Raw genomic sequence first — 15,460 nt, 5'->3', positions numbered from 1 at the left:
AGCGTGGAGGAGCCGACCGGCCGGGGCCCGGGCGGTGGGCGGGGCCGGACGCTCAGCGGGGGCCGAACATCTCCCACCAGCTCTCCACCAGCGGGACGTCGTCCACGTCGATCCGGTCCCCCGGACGCGGGACGGCGATGCCGACGCCCCGGGCCTTGCTCTCCCGCCAGAGACGGTCGACCGGCTCGGCCCACGCGTGGAACGCCAGGTTGAACGTCGCCCAGTGAACGGGCAGGAACAGCCGCCCGCCCAGGTCCAGGTGGGCGGCGACCGCCTCCTCCGGCGTCATGTGGATGTCGGGCCAGGCGGGGCTGTAGGCGCCGATCGGCATGAGCGTCAGGTCGAAGGGGCCGTGCGCCGCGCCGATCTTCGCGTAGCCGTCGAAGTAGCCGGAGTCCCCGGCGTAGAAGACCCGGCGGTTCTCGCCGATGACCGCCCACGACCCCCACAGGGTGTCGTTGCGGGTGAGCGTGCGCCCGGAGAAGTGCCGGGCGGCGGTGGAGACGAACCGCAGCCCCGCGACGCTCGCCTCCTCCTCCCAGTCGAGCTCGACGATCCGCGGCGCGGGCACGCCCCAGCGCTCCAGGTGGGCGCCGATGCCGAGCGGGACCAGGAACGGCGCGGTGTGCGATGCGGTGAGCGCGCGGACCGTCGCCCGGTCGAGGTGGTCGTAGTGGTCGTGGGAGATCACGATCGCGTCGACCGGCGGCAGGCTCTCCATCGGGGCCGGCATCGGGTGCAGCCGCCGCGGGCCGACCAGCCGGGACGGCGACACCCGGTCGCTCCACACGGGGTCGAACAGGACCCGCCGCCCCTCGATCTCCACCAGCGTGGTGGCATGGCCGTACCAGACGGCGCTCAGGCCGTTCTCCGACGGCGGTACGGCCGGCGACGCCACCAGGGGCACCGGCGCGCTCGGCCGCCGCCCGTCACTGCCGGCGGCCATCTCCCTGAGCATCTCCGGGAAGCTGCTCGGCGATGGGGTGTACGTGCTCGGCACGGGGTTGTGGAAGGCGCCGTCGCGGAACCGCGGCGAGCGCCGCATCCGCTCCAGCCTCTCCCCCCTGGCCCGGCCGCCCAGCTCGGACGGCACCTCCCTGACCGCCCACCCGAGCGCGGCCAGTGCCAGCCCGCCCGCGAGGAGCTTCCCGGCCGATCCTCTTCCCGCCATCGGTCACCACTTCCTGGAATGTGCCTGGTATGTCTTCCGGGGTCATTTTTCCGCCTCGCCGTACGGGACCCGGCAGGGGGGCCGCCCTCGTGGTCCCCGGCGCCGCGGACGGTCACCGTGCCAGGTGCCGCTCCACGGTGGCGACCTTGCTCTCCATCCGGCCGCCCTCACCCGCGCGGATGTCGGCCTTCAGCACGAGGCTGACCCGGCCGCACCGGGCCTCCACCGCCGCGACCGCGTCCCTGACGACCCCCATCACCTGGTCCCAGTCGTCACCCTCGATCGTGGTGAACATGGCGTCCGTACGGTTCGGCAGGCCCGAGTCGCGAACCACCCGCACCGCGTCGGCGACGAGCTCGCCGACGTCCTCCCCCGCCCCGATCGGCGTCACGCTGAACGCCACCAGCACCGACATGACCCTCTCCTCCCCCGGCGGCGACGCCCTCGGCCCAGCCGGACAGCCCATTCTGCCCACCCGCCCGTGCATGCCCAACCGCGTGGGCGCGGGCCTGCTTCCCCGCGAGGGTGAGAAATCCGACGCCGTAGATCACCGCAGGTCGGCGCTCACCCGAACTCCGGTCCTCTTCGAAGGCGAGACCGGTCCGGCCACGCAGTCCGGCGTCGGACGCGACAAATCGACCGCGGCACGGTAGAACAACACCGGAAGCCCCCGGTGGCGACAGATCCGGTTGGGGTGATCAATCCCTCTACCAGGGGCTTCTCACGTCGCCGGCCGAACACCAAACCCGCGGTCATGCCGCGACCAGCAGATCGCCGCTCGGGGACAAAAGGTGCACTGACCCCGGAACCCGCCTGCGTCAAGGTGGAGTCACCACCTCCGTGCCGACCGCCTTCGGCCGGCGACGGCGCCGATCCCGGCTGCCCGCATCCCCACCAGACCGAGGAGTCCCCATGGAATTCCAGCCGATCGAGCGCTGCGCGCAGGCGTTCCAGCAGTCGGTGACCGCAGAGGAGATCCAGGCGATCTGTCATCGTGTCTTCGGCGCTGACGCCCGTGCCGTCTCCGCCGTCGAACTGGGCCTGGGGATGTACAACACCACCTACCGCGTCACCGTGACCGGGCAGGAACGACCGGTGATCCTGCGGGTCGCCCCGGAGCCGGAGCGGCAGTTCCGGTCCGAGCGGCAACTGATGCGCAACGAGTATGCGAGCCTGCCGTGGCTCACGGCGATCGCGCCGCTGATGCCGCAGGTGGTCGCGGCGGACTGGTCACACGAGGTGATCGGCCGGGACTGGATGATCCAGAGCCTGCTCGACGGCGTGCCCGCCCCGGACCGCCTCGGCGCCTATCCGCGTTCGGCCCGGCCCGGGTTCTTCCGGCAGATGGGCTCGATCGCCAAAGCGGTGCACGCGGTGCGCGGCCCGCACTTCGGCCCCGTCGCGGGTCCGTCGTACATCACCTGGAGTCAGGCGGTGATCGCGTCCCTGCGGGACATCGCCGCCGACCTGGACGGTATCGGCTTGGACGCCGCCGACCTGCGCGAGGTAACGGCCCTGGCCGCCGAGCACCACCTGCTCCTCGACGAGATCACGGAGCCGTGCATGCTCTCCGGCGATCTGTGGACCGTCAACGTGATGCTGGACGCCACCGCCCCGGAGCCCCTGATCACCGGGGTCCTGGACCTGGACCGGACCTTGTGGGGCGATCCAGCGGCGGACTGGACGATCCGGATGGCGCTGGCCAGGCCCGGTACCGAGCGTGACGCGTTCTGGGACGACGACGGCTACGGCGCGCCGGACCGCTCTCCCTCGGCGGTGTGGCGCTCGCGGATCTACGAGGCCCGCCATATCGGGGCCATCCGCCTGGAGCGCCACCGCCTGGGCGACACCGGGGGCGTCCGCGGCACCTACGACGACCTGGCGGCGGTACTGGCCGAGCTGACCTGACCGCGGCGCCGCCGGCATGGGGTGCCGGCGGGCAGACGACGCCGTGGCCACCGTGGCCACCGTGGCCGCGGCGTCGGCCGTCAGGAGGCCGAGGTCCGTCTGACCGCGGCGGACAGCCAGACGACCAGCGCGGCGAGCACGGCGGCCTCGGCGGCGAGGATGAGAGCGATGCAGAGCGCCACCCCCCGCGCCGACGCGATCTCCCCGTCCAGCCGGCTCGGCAGCAGGGGGTTTTCGTGCAAGGAGTCGAGCCCTGTCTGGGCGGCCGACCGGAGCGCGATCATGGTCGCTCCGGCGTACAGCAACGGCGCCGCCAGAGCCCCCAGCAGAGCGGGTGAGCGTTTCAGGTGCCGCAGGTTCATGATCGATCAGACGGCCGGCCCGCACTGAACGTTCCGTGACGGATCATCTCAAGGCGTCTGAGACGGTCCGGCGGAGCGGCATCCCGGCATGGGCCACCCTGCCGCCCGTCATTGAGATCGACCGGAATCCGGCGGAGCGGCGACGCTCAGCGGCCCAGCCCGTCGACGGTCACCAGGTCACCCAGGCCGCGGTGGCGTCGTCGTGGACTTTGGCGGTGGGGTACGGCGCGCCGTGCTCCAGCTCGGCCGCCCGCACCTCGGCGATGAGCCGGCCGGGTCCGTCGGAGCCGGCGACGGCGACGAGCCGCTCCCACGTCCAGCCGTACGCCTCGACCAGGCGGGTCACGCCGTCGGTGGCCAGCAGCGCGCCCGACACGTCCGCCAGCGGCACCGACCCGGCCCGCGCCTCGTACGCCGCCTCGGGGACGACGGACGCCACCCAGAACCCGCCCGGCCGGTTGCGCAGGCCGCGGACCAGCTCCCGGCTGTACGGCCGGCCGCCCGGCAGGTGATCGAGGCGGTCGTCGTCGACCACGGTGACGGCGCCGCCGGTGTGCCGCAGCACGATCGGCGAGTCGCACAACACCAGGTGGTCCAGCACGTCGCCGCGGCGGCGCAGGACCGCCATCGTCGACGACGGGCTGTCGGGGCTGGTCAGGTCGCAGACGTTGCCGTGCGCCGCCATCGTGTCCCGGATGGCGGCGGCCACCAGGTCGGGCAGGCCCTCCCGCGGCCCCGTCGCGAGCCGGTGGGCCAGGGCGCCGCCGAGCCGGGCGACCAGCCACGGCACGTCGTGCACGCAGCCGGAGGCGACGCCGGCCGGGGCGGTCGCGCCGTCGAGCACCGCGACCCAGTCGGGACCGGCGACCACGAAGTCCTCGTTGTGCGGGCGGCCGGGAGCCGCGGCGGTCTCATAGGCGATGCGCATCGGGTACCGGTCTCCGTCGGTTTCGGGCCCGGCCGCCGGGGATTCTCCCTCGCGGCCTCAGGAACCGCCCGCCGGCGCCTCCGGGGGCGCGGGGCTCGCGGTCGCCGGGTCGCCCCGCCGTACGGTGCCGGGGCGGGTGACCCGCATGATGACGCCGAACTTGTTCGCGTGCTCGGCGATCAGCCACTTCTGCAGCTCGGGCCAGCGCTCCAGGCCGTGCGGGTCCCAGCTCGGCACGGCGCAGCGGATGCACGGCCCGGTGTGGGGGCCGGTCACCGTGAGCTCCGTCTCGCCCGCGGTGATGACGGTCCCCGGACCCCAGTCCTCCTCGGCGAAGGCCGGCGCGTCGAGGTCGAGGTGCAGGTTGGGCCGGAACCGGAGCACGTCCAGCGGCGCGCCCAGTTCCTCCTCCAGCGCCGCGCGGGACGCCTCGCAGGTCACCAGGACGGTAGGCCCGCGGTCCTGCTGGCCGTCGGCGGCGCGCAGGCTCAGCGGGACGCCCAGGGACTCCCGCAGGGCGGCGGTCAGGCCGGGGTCGTCCCAGTGCCAGACGGTGCCGTCGGGGGCGGTCAGCACGGGCCCGCCCGCCGTACCGCCCGCGCCGCGCTCCGTGCCGTCCGGGACGTCCGTACCGGACGGGAGGATGTCCGCTGCGGGCAGGGCACTGCTCCAGTGGAGCATCTCGGCGCGCTGCCGTACGGTCAGCACCTTGCCGCCGTGGTGCTCGCGCCCGTCGACCAGCGAGTAGGCGCGGTCCCCGGCCAGGCCGCGCTCGTCGAGGCGCGCCCCTTCGAGTTCCTCGCCGCGCAGCGACTTCACCGGCCACCTGAGGACCCGCTGGACACGACCCCGATACACACTCATGCCACAAAAATACCGATCATAGGTTCATGCAGACACAAGCCCCCCGGTCCGTCGCCGAGGCCGAGGCGATCCAGGACGAGTTGCGGCCGCTGCTGGACCTCACCGGGCCGGGGCCGCGGCGGCCCGCCCTGGTGGCCGGGGTGGACGTGGCCTACGCCGGGGACCGGCTGGCCGCGGCGGTGGCGGTGCTGGACGGCGGCACGCTGGAGGTCGTCGAGCAGGTGACGGTCGGCGCCCCGGTGGCCTTCGACTACGTCCCCGGCCTGCTGGCCTTCCGGGAGCTGCCCGCCCTCCTCGACGCGCTGGGCCGCCTGACCGTCACCCCCGACCTGGTCGTGTGCGACGGGTACGGCCTGGCCCACCCCCGCCGTTTCGGCCTGGCCTGCCACCTGGGCGTGCTGACCGGCCTACCGGCGATCGGGGTCGGCAAGACGGCCTTCGTCGGCTCCTATGCCGAGCCGGGCCCGGAGCGGGGCTCGGCGAGCGACCTGACGCTGGACGGCGAGGTGGTCGGCCGCGTGCTGCGCACCCGGGACGGGGTCAAGCCGGTCTTCGTCTCGGTGGGCCACCGTGTCGACCTGGACACGGCCTGCCACAACGTCCTCGCGCTGACCCCCTCCTACCGTCTCCCGGAGACCACCCGCGTCGCCGACCGGCTGTCCCGCCGGGCCCTGGCGGGTCTCTGATCCGGACACCGAGGAAAATGTCGGCTTAGGCTGGTTTGATCCTTCAGCGTGTTTGATCCTTCAGCGTGATGAGATGGGACCGGAATGTGAGTGACGACGGGTGGAGCGGCGACGTCGGCGTCTGGCGTGACACGAACCTGGAGGAGATCAGGGCGCGCCTGGCGAGCGGGTTCGACCCCGGCCGGCGGCTCTTCTGGCTGCGCTCGACGCCACTGCACCAGGCGGCCCAGGAGGGCGCGACGCAGGTGATCGAGCTGCTGCTCGCCGCGGGCGCCGAGGTCGATCCCGCCGACCGGTACGGCGCGACCCCGCTGTGGGAGGCCGTACGGCACGGCCAGGAGGACGCCGTCCGGACGCTGCTGGACGCGGGCGCCGACCCGTGGCGGCCGTGCATCGCCGGACGCTCCCCCGGCGTGCAGGCCCTCTTCACCGAACTGGCCGACATGTTCGCCGACCTGCCCGGGGCGCCGCGCATCGGGCACCGGCTGCGCGACCTCCAGGAGACCGTCGACGAGATGATGTTCTCCTACGAGGACTACGCCGAGGGCTTCTGCCTGGCCTTCGTCGGCGGGGTGAGCGAGAAGGAGGTCGTCCGGCGCCTGGGGTCCTCCCCCGGCCTGTGCCCGCCGGTGGCGGCCGGCGCGCTGCGGGAGACGGAGCTGACCCGCGGCGGCGAGGTGCTGCGGGTGGCCTGCCCGCCCGGCGGCGGGGTGGTGCTCGCCCAGCCCGAAGGCTCCCTGCCGGTGCGGGACGGCGTCGCCCGGATGGTCACCACCGGGGGCGGCGTGCTGGCCGGGGCCTTCCCCGACTGCGGCTCCTCGGTGGACATCTGGCGCGACGGGTTCAACGTCGGGCGGCCCTCCGTCTACGACCAGCTCAGCGACGACAGCCCGCTGGAGTTGTGGATGTGCCACTTCGGCGACTGCGGCGCGCACCCCTCCACCTCCGCCGAGCGGATCCTGGCGCTGATGACCCTGCTGACCGGCGTCTACGTCACCGAGGAGTGGCTCTGGAGCGCGCCGATGCGGCTGGTCCCCGTCGCGTCGGCGACCTGACGGCCCGCCGGCGCGGCGGGCGGCGCGGGGCCGGTCCCGCGTGGGTTCTGCGGGCGGCACGGCCCCCGGAACGGGCGGGTGCGAGGCCGGGATCGGTAGAGTCGCACGACCGTGACTCCTCCGCTCCCTGAAGAGAGCGGCTTCTCGCTAAGCCGCTTGCGCGACGCCGCGAAGGGCAAGCCCTGCCCTGAGAATGTTCTTGGCCGCGTTCACGTCGGCGTGCGCGGCATGCCCGCACGTCACGCACCGGAACGCGGCCTGGGTGAGGCGGTTCTCCTTCGCCACGTGCCCGCAACGCGAGCAGGTGCGGGAGGTGTTGGCGGGGTTCACCGTGATCAGCTCTCGACCGGCGCTTTCAGCCTTGTGCGACAGGATCGTCAGGAACACCCCCCAACCCGCGTCCAGAATCGAACGGTTGAGGCCGGACTTCGCGGCGACGCTCCGCCCTGGGGCGTCGATCGTGCCGGACGCCGAACGGGTCATGTTCGCGATCCGCAGGTCCTCATGCACGATGACGTCGTAGCCGCGCACCACGGCGAGGGCGGCCTTGTGCGCGCCGTCCAGGCGCCGGCGGCGCACCTTGGCGTGCAGGGCGGCGATTCGCGCCACGGCCTTGCGGCGACGTTTGGACCCGCGCTTCTTGCGGAACAGCGCCTGCTGTGCCGCCGTCAGTTGTTCGGCGGACGCGGTCAGGTGGCGCGGGTTGGCCAGGTGCTCCCCATCCGAGGTGGTGACCAGCCAGGCGACGCCCAGGTCCAGTCCGACGACCGCACCCGTCGCCGGGAGCGGCCGGGCGGGAACGTCATCACACGACAGCGCGACGTACCAGCGGGAACCTTCCCGCTTCACGCTGATCGTTTTGACGGTGCCCCTTACGGGCCGGTGCCGGTGAACACGGACGTGCCCGACGCCCTGGAGGCGGACGAACGTCGCGGTCGGGTGGTCGGGCTGGGAGTCCCACCGGCAGCCGTCGCCATCCTTCGGCCACGTCACGGTATCGAACCAGCCCTTGCCCTTGAATCTCGGGAACCCCGGCGTGCGCCCGGCCTTGACGCGGGCGAAGAACGCCGCGAACGCCTTGTCGAGACGGCGCAGGGTGGCCTGCTGGGAGGAGAACGACCACCGGCCCTGACCGTCGGCGTCGTCGGCACGGATGTGCTTCAACTCGGCCGACTGATCACCGTAGCGGATGCTCACCCCGGTCTTGGCGTAGGCGGTGCGGCGGTGCTCCAGCGCGGCGTTGTACAGGGCACGATGATCCTCCAGGCACGCCGTCAGCGCGGCGGCCTGCTTGCTGGTCGGGCGGATCAGAAACTTGTACGACCTACGCACGGCTCTCCCCCGTGGGGGTGCGCTCGTACTGGGTTTCGATGTGGTACCGCACCGTCTCGGCGGACACCGCGCCGGCCGTGGCCACGAAGTACGACCGCGACCACAGCGTGGGGAGCCGGGAGCGCAGGTGCGGAAACTCGCCGCGCAGGTGGTGGGAGGTGAAGCCCTTGAACCGGTCGGCCACATACGAGGGCGCGCTCTTCGGGTGCGGCTTGACGAACAGGTGCACGTGGCCGGGCATGACCTCCAGCGCCCCGGTTCCCCAGCCGTGTGCGGCGGCCTTGGCGCAGATCGACTCCTCCAGGCGGTCTTTGACCCGGCCGCCCAGAACGGGGCGGCGGTACTTCGGGCATCACACGACGTGGTATCCGAGGTCGTACGCCGCGCCGGGGGAGGTGCGCACCTGACGAGTCACACGATCATTACAACAGCACTATCTATCTAACGCGCGATGATTGGAGAACTCCGATGCGCAGACCCGGTCGGTCAGGGCACGCTCGGGCCTTGGTGGCCCTCCCGCTCCCGATTCCCCCGTCGTCTAAAGACGACGATCCCCTCGGGAGGATCTGATGGAAAAGCACACGATCACCGCGATGTGGGATGAGATCCCCGAGGACGCCGACGATCTCGCCCTGGTCAGGGGCGGCTACCGGACCTATCTCTGCTTCTGCGGCAAGCGGCTTCCCTACCGGGCCTCGGCCGAACTGCACGCCCTGGAGACGCAGCAGTGCACCGCCTGCCTGGGCTCCACCACCGAGGACGTCGTGCCGGGCTACTCGCAGACGTGCACGGCCTGCGCCGGCACCGGCCGCCGCAAGGTCCAGGTCACCTGGAACCTCGCCTACGCCGAGGCCGAGAGGATGATCACCCCCGACGTCGTCCGCACGATCATCGCGCCGATGAGGGAGCCGTTCCGCCTGTCGCAGGTGGCCGACGCCGTCCGCGACGCCCTGGGGCTTCCGGTGGGCCGCCTGCCGGTGGGCCCGCGGGTCCGGGAGATCCTCCGCCGGCTGGAGGCGGCGGGTGAGCTCATCCTGGTCTCGGCCCCCGACGAGATGCTGCGCGGACCCTCGGTCGTGCTCTACCGCGATCCCTACTGGCAGCACACCTCGGACTGAAGGGCCCGGCCGCGTCCGGGCCCGATCCGCCGCCCGATCCGCCGCCTGGATCCGCGGCCGGCCGCGCCCCGCACGTTCCTCCCGGAACGCCGCCGGTTCGTCCTCGCGTTACCGTGATACCCGAACGGGGTATCCGGTTCCATGGGTCGCGGGCCGGCCGGTTCGCGATCCGGGAAGAAAGGAAGGGGCGACGAGCATGGACCACACGGACCACGCCGGCCATGGCGGCGGCGCGCACCCGCACGGCGGCATCCACCCCGGCGGGCACGACCACACCGGCACCGGCTCCGGCGGGCACGACGGCTCCCAGGGCGGCCCTCACGGCCACGGTGACGCCTCCTGGCGCACCGCCGCACAGGCGACCCTGCACTGCCTGACCGGCTGCGCCATCGGAGAGGTCCTGGGCATGGTCATCGGGACCGCGGCCGGGCTGCACGCGGGCGCCACCGTGGCGCTGTCGGTCGCGCTGGCCTTCGTCTTCGGCTACGCGCTCACCATGCGCGGCATGCTCAGGGCCGGTCTGAGCCTTCGCCAGGCGCTGAAGGTGGCGCTGGCCGCCGACACCGTGTCCATCGTGGTCATGGAGATCATCGACAACACCGTGATGGTCGCCGTCCCCGGGGCCATGGACGCGGGCCTGACCACCGTGCTGTTCTGGGCGTCGCTGGCCTTCTCCCTCGCCCTGGCCTTCGTGGTGACGGTGCCGGTCAACCGCTGGATGATCGCCCGCGGCCGGGGGCACGCCGTCGCCCACGCCCACCACCACTGACGGCGCGAGGCGGGACGTCCCGATCCGGGCAGGCCGCAGGCGGCCACGCCCAGTCTTCCCCGCCCGGCCACGCGGCCAGGCGGGGGCGCCGTTTCCAGGCGTTTCCCGGCGTTTCCGCCACAAGGCTTATCGGAAAGATTATTAACTATTAATCTGCCGGTGTGGACCTGGAAGTACGTCATCTACGCGCGATCTGTGCGATCGCCGACTCGGGCAGCATCTCCAAGGCGGCGACCACGCTGAAGATGTCCCAGCCGGCGCTCGCCACGCAACTGCGGCGCATCGAGAGGATGTTCGGCGGGCCGCTGTTCGAGCGGGGCCGGGACGGAGCCCGGCCCACCCAGCTCGGCGCCTGGGTGCTGGTGCGCTCGCGCTCGCTGCTGCCCGCCTTCGACGAGCTGCGCCGGGACGGCATGCGCTACGCCGGGCAGGCCGCCGAGCGGGTCACGGTCCGGGTGGGCTGCATGTCCAGCCACCTGGCGATCAACGTCATCAAGTGCCTCGGGGAACTCCTGCCCGGCGCCGACGTCGTCGTCCGCACCGAGGAGGCCATGGACCTGCTGCCGGGGCTGCTGGAGTCCGAGCGGCTGGAGCTGGCCACCCTCGGCGACTACCCGGGGCACGAGCTGTCGCCGCCCCCGGGCGTGCGGTACGCGGGCGTCGCCGTCGAGCCGATCTTCGTCGGGATGGCCGAGTCTCACCCCCTCGCCGGGCGGGAGGAGATCGAGCTGCGCGATCTCGCGGCCGAGGACTGGAGCCTGCACGCGCTGGCCGAGACCGGGCACCGGGAGCACTTCTGGGCGGCCTGCGCCGGGCAGGGCTTCACGCCGCAGATCGCCTACTCCGCCGACCTCGGCCTCGCCCTCGACCTCATCGCCTCGGCCCGGTGCGTGGGGATGTTCCAGGCGACGAGCAAGGGTTACCCCGGGATCGCCATCCGGCCCCTCACCGGGACCCCGCTGCGCTTCCGCCACATGATCGGATGGACCGAACTGGGTCCGGTGGCCCCGCACTCCGCCGCGCTGGTCCAGGCGGTCACCGCCGCCTACTGGGCCGGAGTGGGCCGCTCCCCGGTCTACGCCGCGTGGCTGGACCGCCACGGCCCGCTCGCCTCGCTGACCTGAGGCCCGCCCGGCGTTCGCCGGGCGCGCCCGAGGCCGCCCCGGCCCACCGGAGGTCTGCCCGGACCCGGTTGAAGCCCCGCCCGAATCCGCCTGAGGCCCGCCCGGCCCCACCGCCCCGCCTTCCCCATATGGCCGGGTTATGCAATTTCGTGGGGTATTCGGCCCGCCGCGGCGATGTCAGTTTTGGTCCAGCCCGAACCGTCGGAACGCCTCCCGGCGGGGTCCCCGTCCCCGCGGGGCCCGCCACCGGGCGTCCCGGGCTCCTCGCGTCCCTCCACCCCCCAGGGGAAACCGAGAAGGAGTCACCCCGCGTGAATTCCAAGGCCAAACTGGGCGCGGTCGCCGTACTGGCGACCGTCGCCATGACCACGGGCCCGGCGGCGAGCGCCGCCGTCCCCGCCGCCGCGGCGCAGGCGGTCCCCGCCGCCCGCACCGCGCCCGCCGACCCGCCGGCGTTCGCGCCGCCCGGCCCCGAGGCGCGCAGGCGCGCGGCCGCCAGCGCCGCCGACGCCCTCTCCGCCAGGTCCGGCGCGCTGTTCAAGAGCCCCGACGACACCTTCACCCTGGCCAGGACCGTCATCGGAACCCGCGGCCTGCAGTACCTCACCTACGCGCGCACCTACCGCGGGCTGCCGGTCTACGGTGGCGACGTGATCGTCGCCACCGACGGCACGGGCGATCAGGTCGGGTCCGTGGTCTCGGGCCAGCAGGCCGAGATCAAGGTGGACGTGAAGAGCAAGATCGGCGCCGACGCCGCGGCCGCCACCGCCCGCCGCCTGCTGCCGACCGTGGAGAGCACCGACACGCCCCGCCTCGTCGTCCACGCCGCCGGTCCGCGGCCCCGTACGGCGTGGGAGGTCGTGGTCACCGGCGCCACCGCGAACGGCACCCCGAGCGTGCTGCACGTCTTCGTGGACGCCCGGGACGGCTCGGTCGTCGACTCCTACGACGACGTGCGCGCCGGCACCGGCAACTCCTTCTACAACGGCAACCCGGTGACCATCCAGACCTCCGGCTCCGGCGGGTCCTACTCGATGACCGACGGCACCCGGTCGGGCCTGCGCTGCGGCGGGCAGAACGGAGCCGCCTACACCGGCACCGACGACTCCTGGGGCAACGGGCGGGGAACCGACCTGGAGACCGCCTGCGTGGACGCGCTGTACGCCGCCCAGCGGGAGTGGGACATGCTGCGCTCCTGGCTGGGCCGCAACGGGTTCAACGGCTCGGGCGGCGCGTTCCCGGCCCGGGTCGGGCTGACCGACGTCAACGCCTACTGGAACGGCTCCTTCACCAACTTCGGGCGCAACCAGGCCGGCAGCCAGCAGGCCACGCCGATGGACGTGGTGGCCCACGAGTTCGGCCACGCGATCTTCCAGTTCTCCGGGTCCGGCGGCGCGGGCAGCGGCAACGAGGCCGGCGGCCTGAACGAGTCGACCGGTGACATCTTCGGCGCGCTGACCGAGCACTTCGCCGCCAACTCCGCCGACCCGCCGGACTACACGGTCGGCGAGGAGGTCAACCTCACCGGCAACGGCCCGATCCGCAACATGTACAACCCGGGCGCGCTGGGCGATCCGAACTGCTACAGCTCCGCCATTCCCAACACCGAGGTGCACGCGGCGGCCGGCCCGCAGAACCACTGGTTCTACCTGCTGGCCGAGGGCAGCAACCCGGCGGGCAAGCCGTCCAGCCCCGTCTGCTCCGGCCCGTCCCTGACCGGCATCGGCATCCAGAAGGCCGGGCAGATCTTCATGGCCGGGCTGAACAGCAAGACCACCCCGTGGACGCACGCCAAGGCCCGCGCCGCCACCGTGGCCGCGGCCCGGCAGCTCTTCCCCGGCGGCTGCACCGAGGTCAACGCGGTCAAGGCCGCCTGGTCCGCCGTCAGCGTCCCGGCGCAGAGCGGTGAGCCGACCTGCACCCCGAACCCGACCGGCAACGACTTCTCGGTCGCGGTGAGCCCGTCCTCGGCCACGGTGCAGCCCGGCGGGTCGGCGACCGCGACGCTGTCCACCCAGGTGACCTCCGGGAACGCGCAGAACGTCACGCTGAGCGCCTCGGGCCTGCCCTCCGGGGCGACCGCGTCCTTCAGCCCGGCCTCCATCAGCTCCGGCCAGTCCGCCACCGTCACGGTCGCCACCTCGGCGAACACCCCGGCGGGGACGTACGCGGTCACCCTCACCGCGACCGGTCCGGACGCCGTTCACACGGCGCAGCTCACCCTCACCGTCGGCGGCGACGGCCAGGGCGGCGGCACCTGGGCGGCCTGGACCTCCTACGCCGTGGGCGACACGGTGACCTACAACGGCGTCGGCTACCGGTGCCTGCAGGGGCACACCTCGGTGCCCGGCTGGGAGCCGCCGAACGTCCCGGCGCTGTGGCAGCGGACCTGACCCGCTGACGGCTCCGCGACCCGGTACGGCGGGCGGCCACGGCCGCCCGCCGTACCCGTTTCTCCCTCTCCTCCGCTCACGGGTTCTCCGCCATGACCTGCACCGGACGGTCGGTATGGTGAATGACCTGACGAAAAGGGGTAGGTACGCGCTTCTGAACAGCGGAAAGTGCTCCCCGACGGAGAGAACGAGGCGGTAACGATGACTCCCATCCCGCGGCCGACGCCGCTCGGAACCCGGCACGGCGCTGGACGGACCGGCACGCGCCGGCTTCCGGTCCTGTGAGCGCCGGGGCCCGGCAGGGAGGCACCTCGACCACGCGGGACGACCAGGCCGCCGACCCGCGCCGCTGGAAGGCGCTGAGCGTCTGCCTGGTGGCGGGTTTCATGACGCTGCTGGACGTCAGCATCGTCAACGTCGCCCTGCCCTCCATCCGCACCGGCCTCGAAGCCCCGCAGAGCGACCTGCAGTGGGTGGTCTCCGGCTACGCGCTCACCTTCGGGCTGGTCCTGGTGCCCGCCGGGCGGTTCGGCGACATGTACGGCCGGCGCAACGCCTTCGCCTTCGGCGTCGCCCTGTTCACCCTGTCCAGCGCCGCCGCCGGGATCGCGCAGAACTCGACCTGGCTGGTCGTCGCCCGGCTCGTCCAGGGCATCGCGGGCGGGCTGATCAACCCGCAGGTCAGCGGGCTCATCCAGCAGCTCTTCCGGGGCGCCGAGCGGGGCAAGGCGTTCGGGCTGCTCGGCGCCACCATCGGCATATCCACGGCCATCGGCCCGATGCTCGGCGGCGTGATCATCCGCCTCGGCGGCGAACAGGACGGCTGGCGCTACGTCTTCGACGTCAACGTGCCGATCGGCGTCCTCGCCATCGTCCTGGCCTACCGCTACATCCCCAAACCGGCGGAGAAACGGCCGCGCAAGAGCATGGACCCGGTCGGCGTGCTGCTGCTGGGCATCGGCGTGGTGCTGATCCTGCTGCCGCTGGTGGAGAGCCAGGAGTGGCACGGCACGGTGAAGTGGCTGCTGCCGGCCGCCGGGATCGCGGTGCTCGGCGTCTTCGTGGCCTGGGAGCGCCGGTACGCCCGGCGCGGTGAGCCGGTCGTCGACCTGGCGCTGTTCCGCAGGCGCTCCTACGGCCTCGGCGCCCTGATCGCGGCGCTCTACTTCGCGGGCTTCACCGCGATCTTCTTCATCCTGACCCTCTACCTGCAGGAGGGCCTGCACTACTCGCCGCTGGCGGCGGGCCTGGCGAGCACGCCGTTCGCGGCGGGGTCGGCCGCGGCCTCGGTGTTCGGCGGCCGGATCGTCACCCGGCTCGGCCGCCCGCTGGTGGCGGTGGGCCTGGTGCTGGTCGGTGTCGGCCTCATCGCCGTGGAGATCGCCGTACGGCTGGTGCCCGGCCAGCACGTGGCCTGGGCGATCGCGGTGCCGCTGCTGGTCGCCGGCGTGGGCAGCGGCCTGGTGATCTCCCCCAACCAGACGCTCACCCTGTCGGAGGTGCCGGTGGCCCACGCCGGAAGCGCCGGCGGCGTGCTGCAGACCGGGCAGCGCATCGGCACCGCCGTCGGCATCGCCGTGGTCGGCTCGGCGTTCTTCACCCAGGTGACCTCCTCCCACGGCGACTACGCCACGGCGTTCCGGCACGCGCTGTACGTCACCATCGGATTCGTGGTGGTGACGCTGGCGGTGGCCTTCGCCGATGTCCTGGCCGACCGCCGCTCCCCCAGGGAACGACCGGTCCACTGATC

The 15,460-nt window shown here is 72.9% G+C and carries 14 protein-coding genes and 1 pseudogene; 8 read left to right on the top strand and 7 right to left on the bottom strand.

Features of this window, described 5'->3' with window-relative positions; all coding sequences use genetic code 11:
* Positions 1-52: 52 nt before the first annotated feature.
* Both ACQP10_RS16310 and ACQP10_RS16305 read right to left on the bottom strand, forming a co-directional pair.
* The gene (locus tag ACQP10_RS16310; protein WP_346019869.1) at positions 53-1,171 is read right to left on the bottom strand and encodes an MBL fold metallo-hydrolase; all 1,119 of its coding nucleotides are present in this window, start codon (positions 1,169-1,171) and stop codon (positions 53-55) included.
* A gap of 112 nt (positions 1,172-1,283) precedes the next feature.
* Entirely contained in the window at positions 1,284-1,586 is a 303-nt protein-coding gene (locus tag ACQP10_RS16305) for an MTH1187 family thiamine-binding protein (RefSeq protein ID WP_428837512.1), read from the bottom strand.
* A gap of 497 nt (positions 1,587-2,083) precedes the next feature.
* On the opposite strand from ACQP10_RS16305, the gene ACQP10_RS16300 reads away from it, so the two are divergent.
* Positions 2,084-3,079, top strand: a complete 996-nt coding sequence (locus ACQP10_RS16300) for a phosphotransferase family protein (RefSeq protein WP_433541652.1) — start codon at positions 2,084-2,086, stop codon at positions 3,077-3,079.
* An 80-nt stretch (positions 3,080-3,159) separates the two neighbouring features.
* Here the strand turns inward: ACQP10_RS16300 and ACQP10_RS16295 are convergent, their stop codons facing one another.
* The 3 genes from ACQP10_RS16295 to ACQP10_RS16285 form a co-directional block, all read right to left on the bottom strand.
* A complete protein-coding gene (locus ACQP10_RS16295) occupies positions 3,160-3,441 on the bottom strand; it encodes a hypothetical protein (RefSeq protein ID WP_433541651.1) in 282 nt (93 codons plus the stop codon).
* A gap of 169 nt (positions 3,442-3,610) precedes the next feature.
* Positions 3,611-4,369: a protein phosphatase 2C domain-containing protein gene (locus tag ACQP10_RS16290; protein ID WP_399500310.1), complete on the bottom strand. Its 759-nt coding sequence runs from the start codon at positions 4,367-4,369 to the stop codon at positions 3,611-3,613.
* 57 nt (positions 4,370-4,426) lie between these two features.
* Positions 4,427-5,233 (bottom strand): MOSC domain-containing protein, encoded by an 807-nt coding sequence (locus tag ACQP10_RS16285; protein WP_346019873.1) that lies wholly within the window; start codon positions 5,231-5,233, stop codon positions 4,427-4,429.
* Between the two features lie 26 nt (positions 5,234-5,259).
* Between ACQP10_RS16285 and ACQP10_RS16280 the strand changes: the two genes are divergently transcribed.
* On the top strand, positions 5,260-5,919 hold the full coding sequence (locus ACQP10_RS16280; protein ID WP_346019874.1) for an endonuclease V: 660 nt from the start codon (positions 5,260-5,262) through the stop codon (positions 5,917-5,919).
* 86 nt (positions 5,920-6,005) lie between these two features.
* Positions 6,006-6,974 carry an ankyrin repeat domain-containing protein gene (locus ACQP10_RS16275; RefSeq protein WP_346019875.1) on the top strand — a complete coding sequence of 323 codons (969 nt, stop codon included), beginning with the start codon at positions 6,006-6,008 and terminating at the stop codon, positions 6,972-6,974.
* A gap of 147 nt (positions 6,975-7,121) precedes the next feature.
* On the opposite strand, the gene ACQP10_RS16270 is transcribed toward ACQP10_RS16275, so the two are convergent.
* Together ACQP10_RS16270 and tnpA are read right to left on the bottom strand one after the other, a co-directional pair.
* Positions 7,122-8,306 (bottom strand): RNA-guided endonuclease InsQ/TnpB family protein, encoded by a 1,185-nt coding sequence (locus ACQP10_RS16270; protein ID WP_346019876.1) that lies wholly within the window; start codon positions 8,304-8,306, stop codon positions 7,122-7,124.
* Positions 8,299-8,709 (bottom strand): annotated as a pseudogene (gene tnpA / locus ACQP10_RS16265) (IS200/IS605 family transposase). Before tnpA ends, ACQP10_RS16270 begins: the two are co-directional and overlap by 8 nt.
* A gap of 166 nt (positions 8,710-8,875) precedes the next feature.
* On the opposite strand from tnpA, the gene ACQP10_RS16260 reads away from it, so the two are divergent.
* The 5 genes from ACQP10_RS16260 to ACQP10_RS16240 all read left to right on the top strand — a co-directional run bounded on the left by ACQP10_RS16260 (position 8,876) and on the right by ACQP10_RS16240 (position 15,458).
* The gene (locus tag ACQP10_RS16260) at positions 8,876-9,424 is read left to right on the top strand and encodes a hypothetical protein (protein ID WP_346019877.1); all 549 of its coding nucleotides are present in this window, start codon (positions 8,876-8,878) and stop codon (positions 9,422-9,424) included.
* A gap of 196 nt (positions 9,425-9,620) precedes the next feature.
* A complete protein-coding gene (locus tag ACQP10_RS16255) occupies positions 9,621-10,193 on the top strand; it encodes a DUF4396 domain-containing protein (protein ID WP_346019878.1) in 573 nt (190 codons plus the stop codon).
* Between the two features lie 161 nt (positions 10,194-10,354).
* Positions 10,355-11,317, top strand: coding sequence for a LysR family transcriptional regulator (locus ACQP10_RS16250; RefSeq protein ID WP_346019879.1), 963 nt, complete (start codon positions 10,355-10,357; stop codon positions 11,315-11,317).
* 311 nt (positions 11,318-11,628) lie between these two features.
* Entirely contained in the window at positions 11,629-13,710 is a 2,082-nt protein-coding gene (locus ACQP10_RS16245; RefSeq protein ID WP_346019880.1) for a M4 family metallopeptidase, read from the top strand.
* Between the two features lie 281 nt (positions 13,711-13,991).
* Positions 13,992-15,458: an MFS transporter gene (locus tag ACQP10_RS16240; protein ID WP_346019881.1), complete on the top strand. Its 1,467-nt coding sequence runs from the start codon at positions 13,992-13,994 to the stop codon at positions 15,456-15,458.
* The last annotated feature ends 2 nt before the right edge of the window (positions 15,459-15,460 follow it).

Origin of the sequence: Streptosporangium sandarakinum (assembly GCF_050942225.1) — a bacterium.
Lineage (GTDB): Bacteria > Actinomycetota > Actinomycetes > Streptosporangiales > Streptosporangiaceae > Streptosporangium > Streptosporangium nondiastaticum.
Note: the sequence above shows the minus strand (reverse complement) of the source record. Positions and strands in the feature narration are given on the sequence as shown.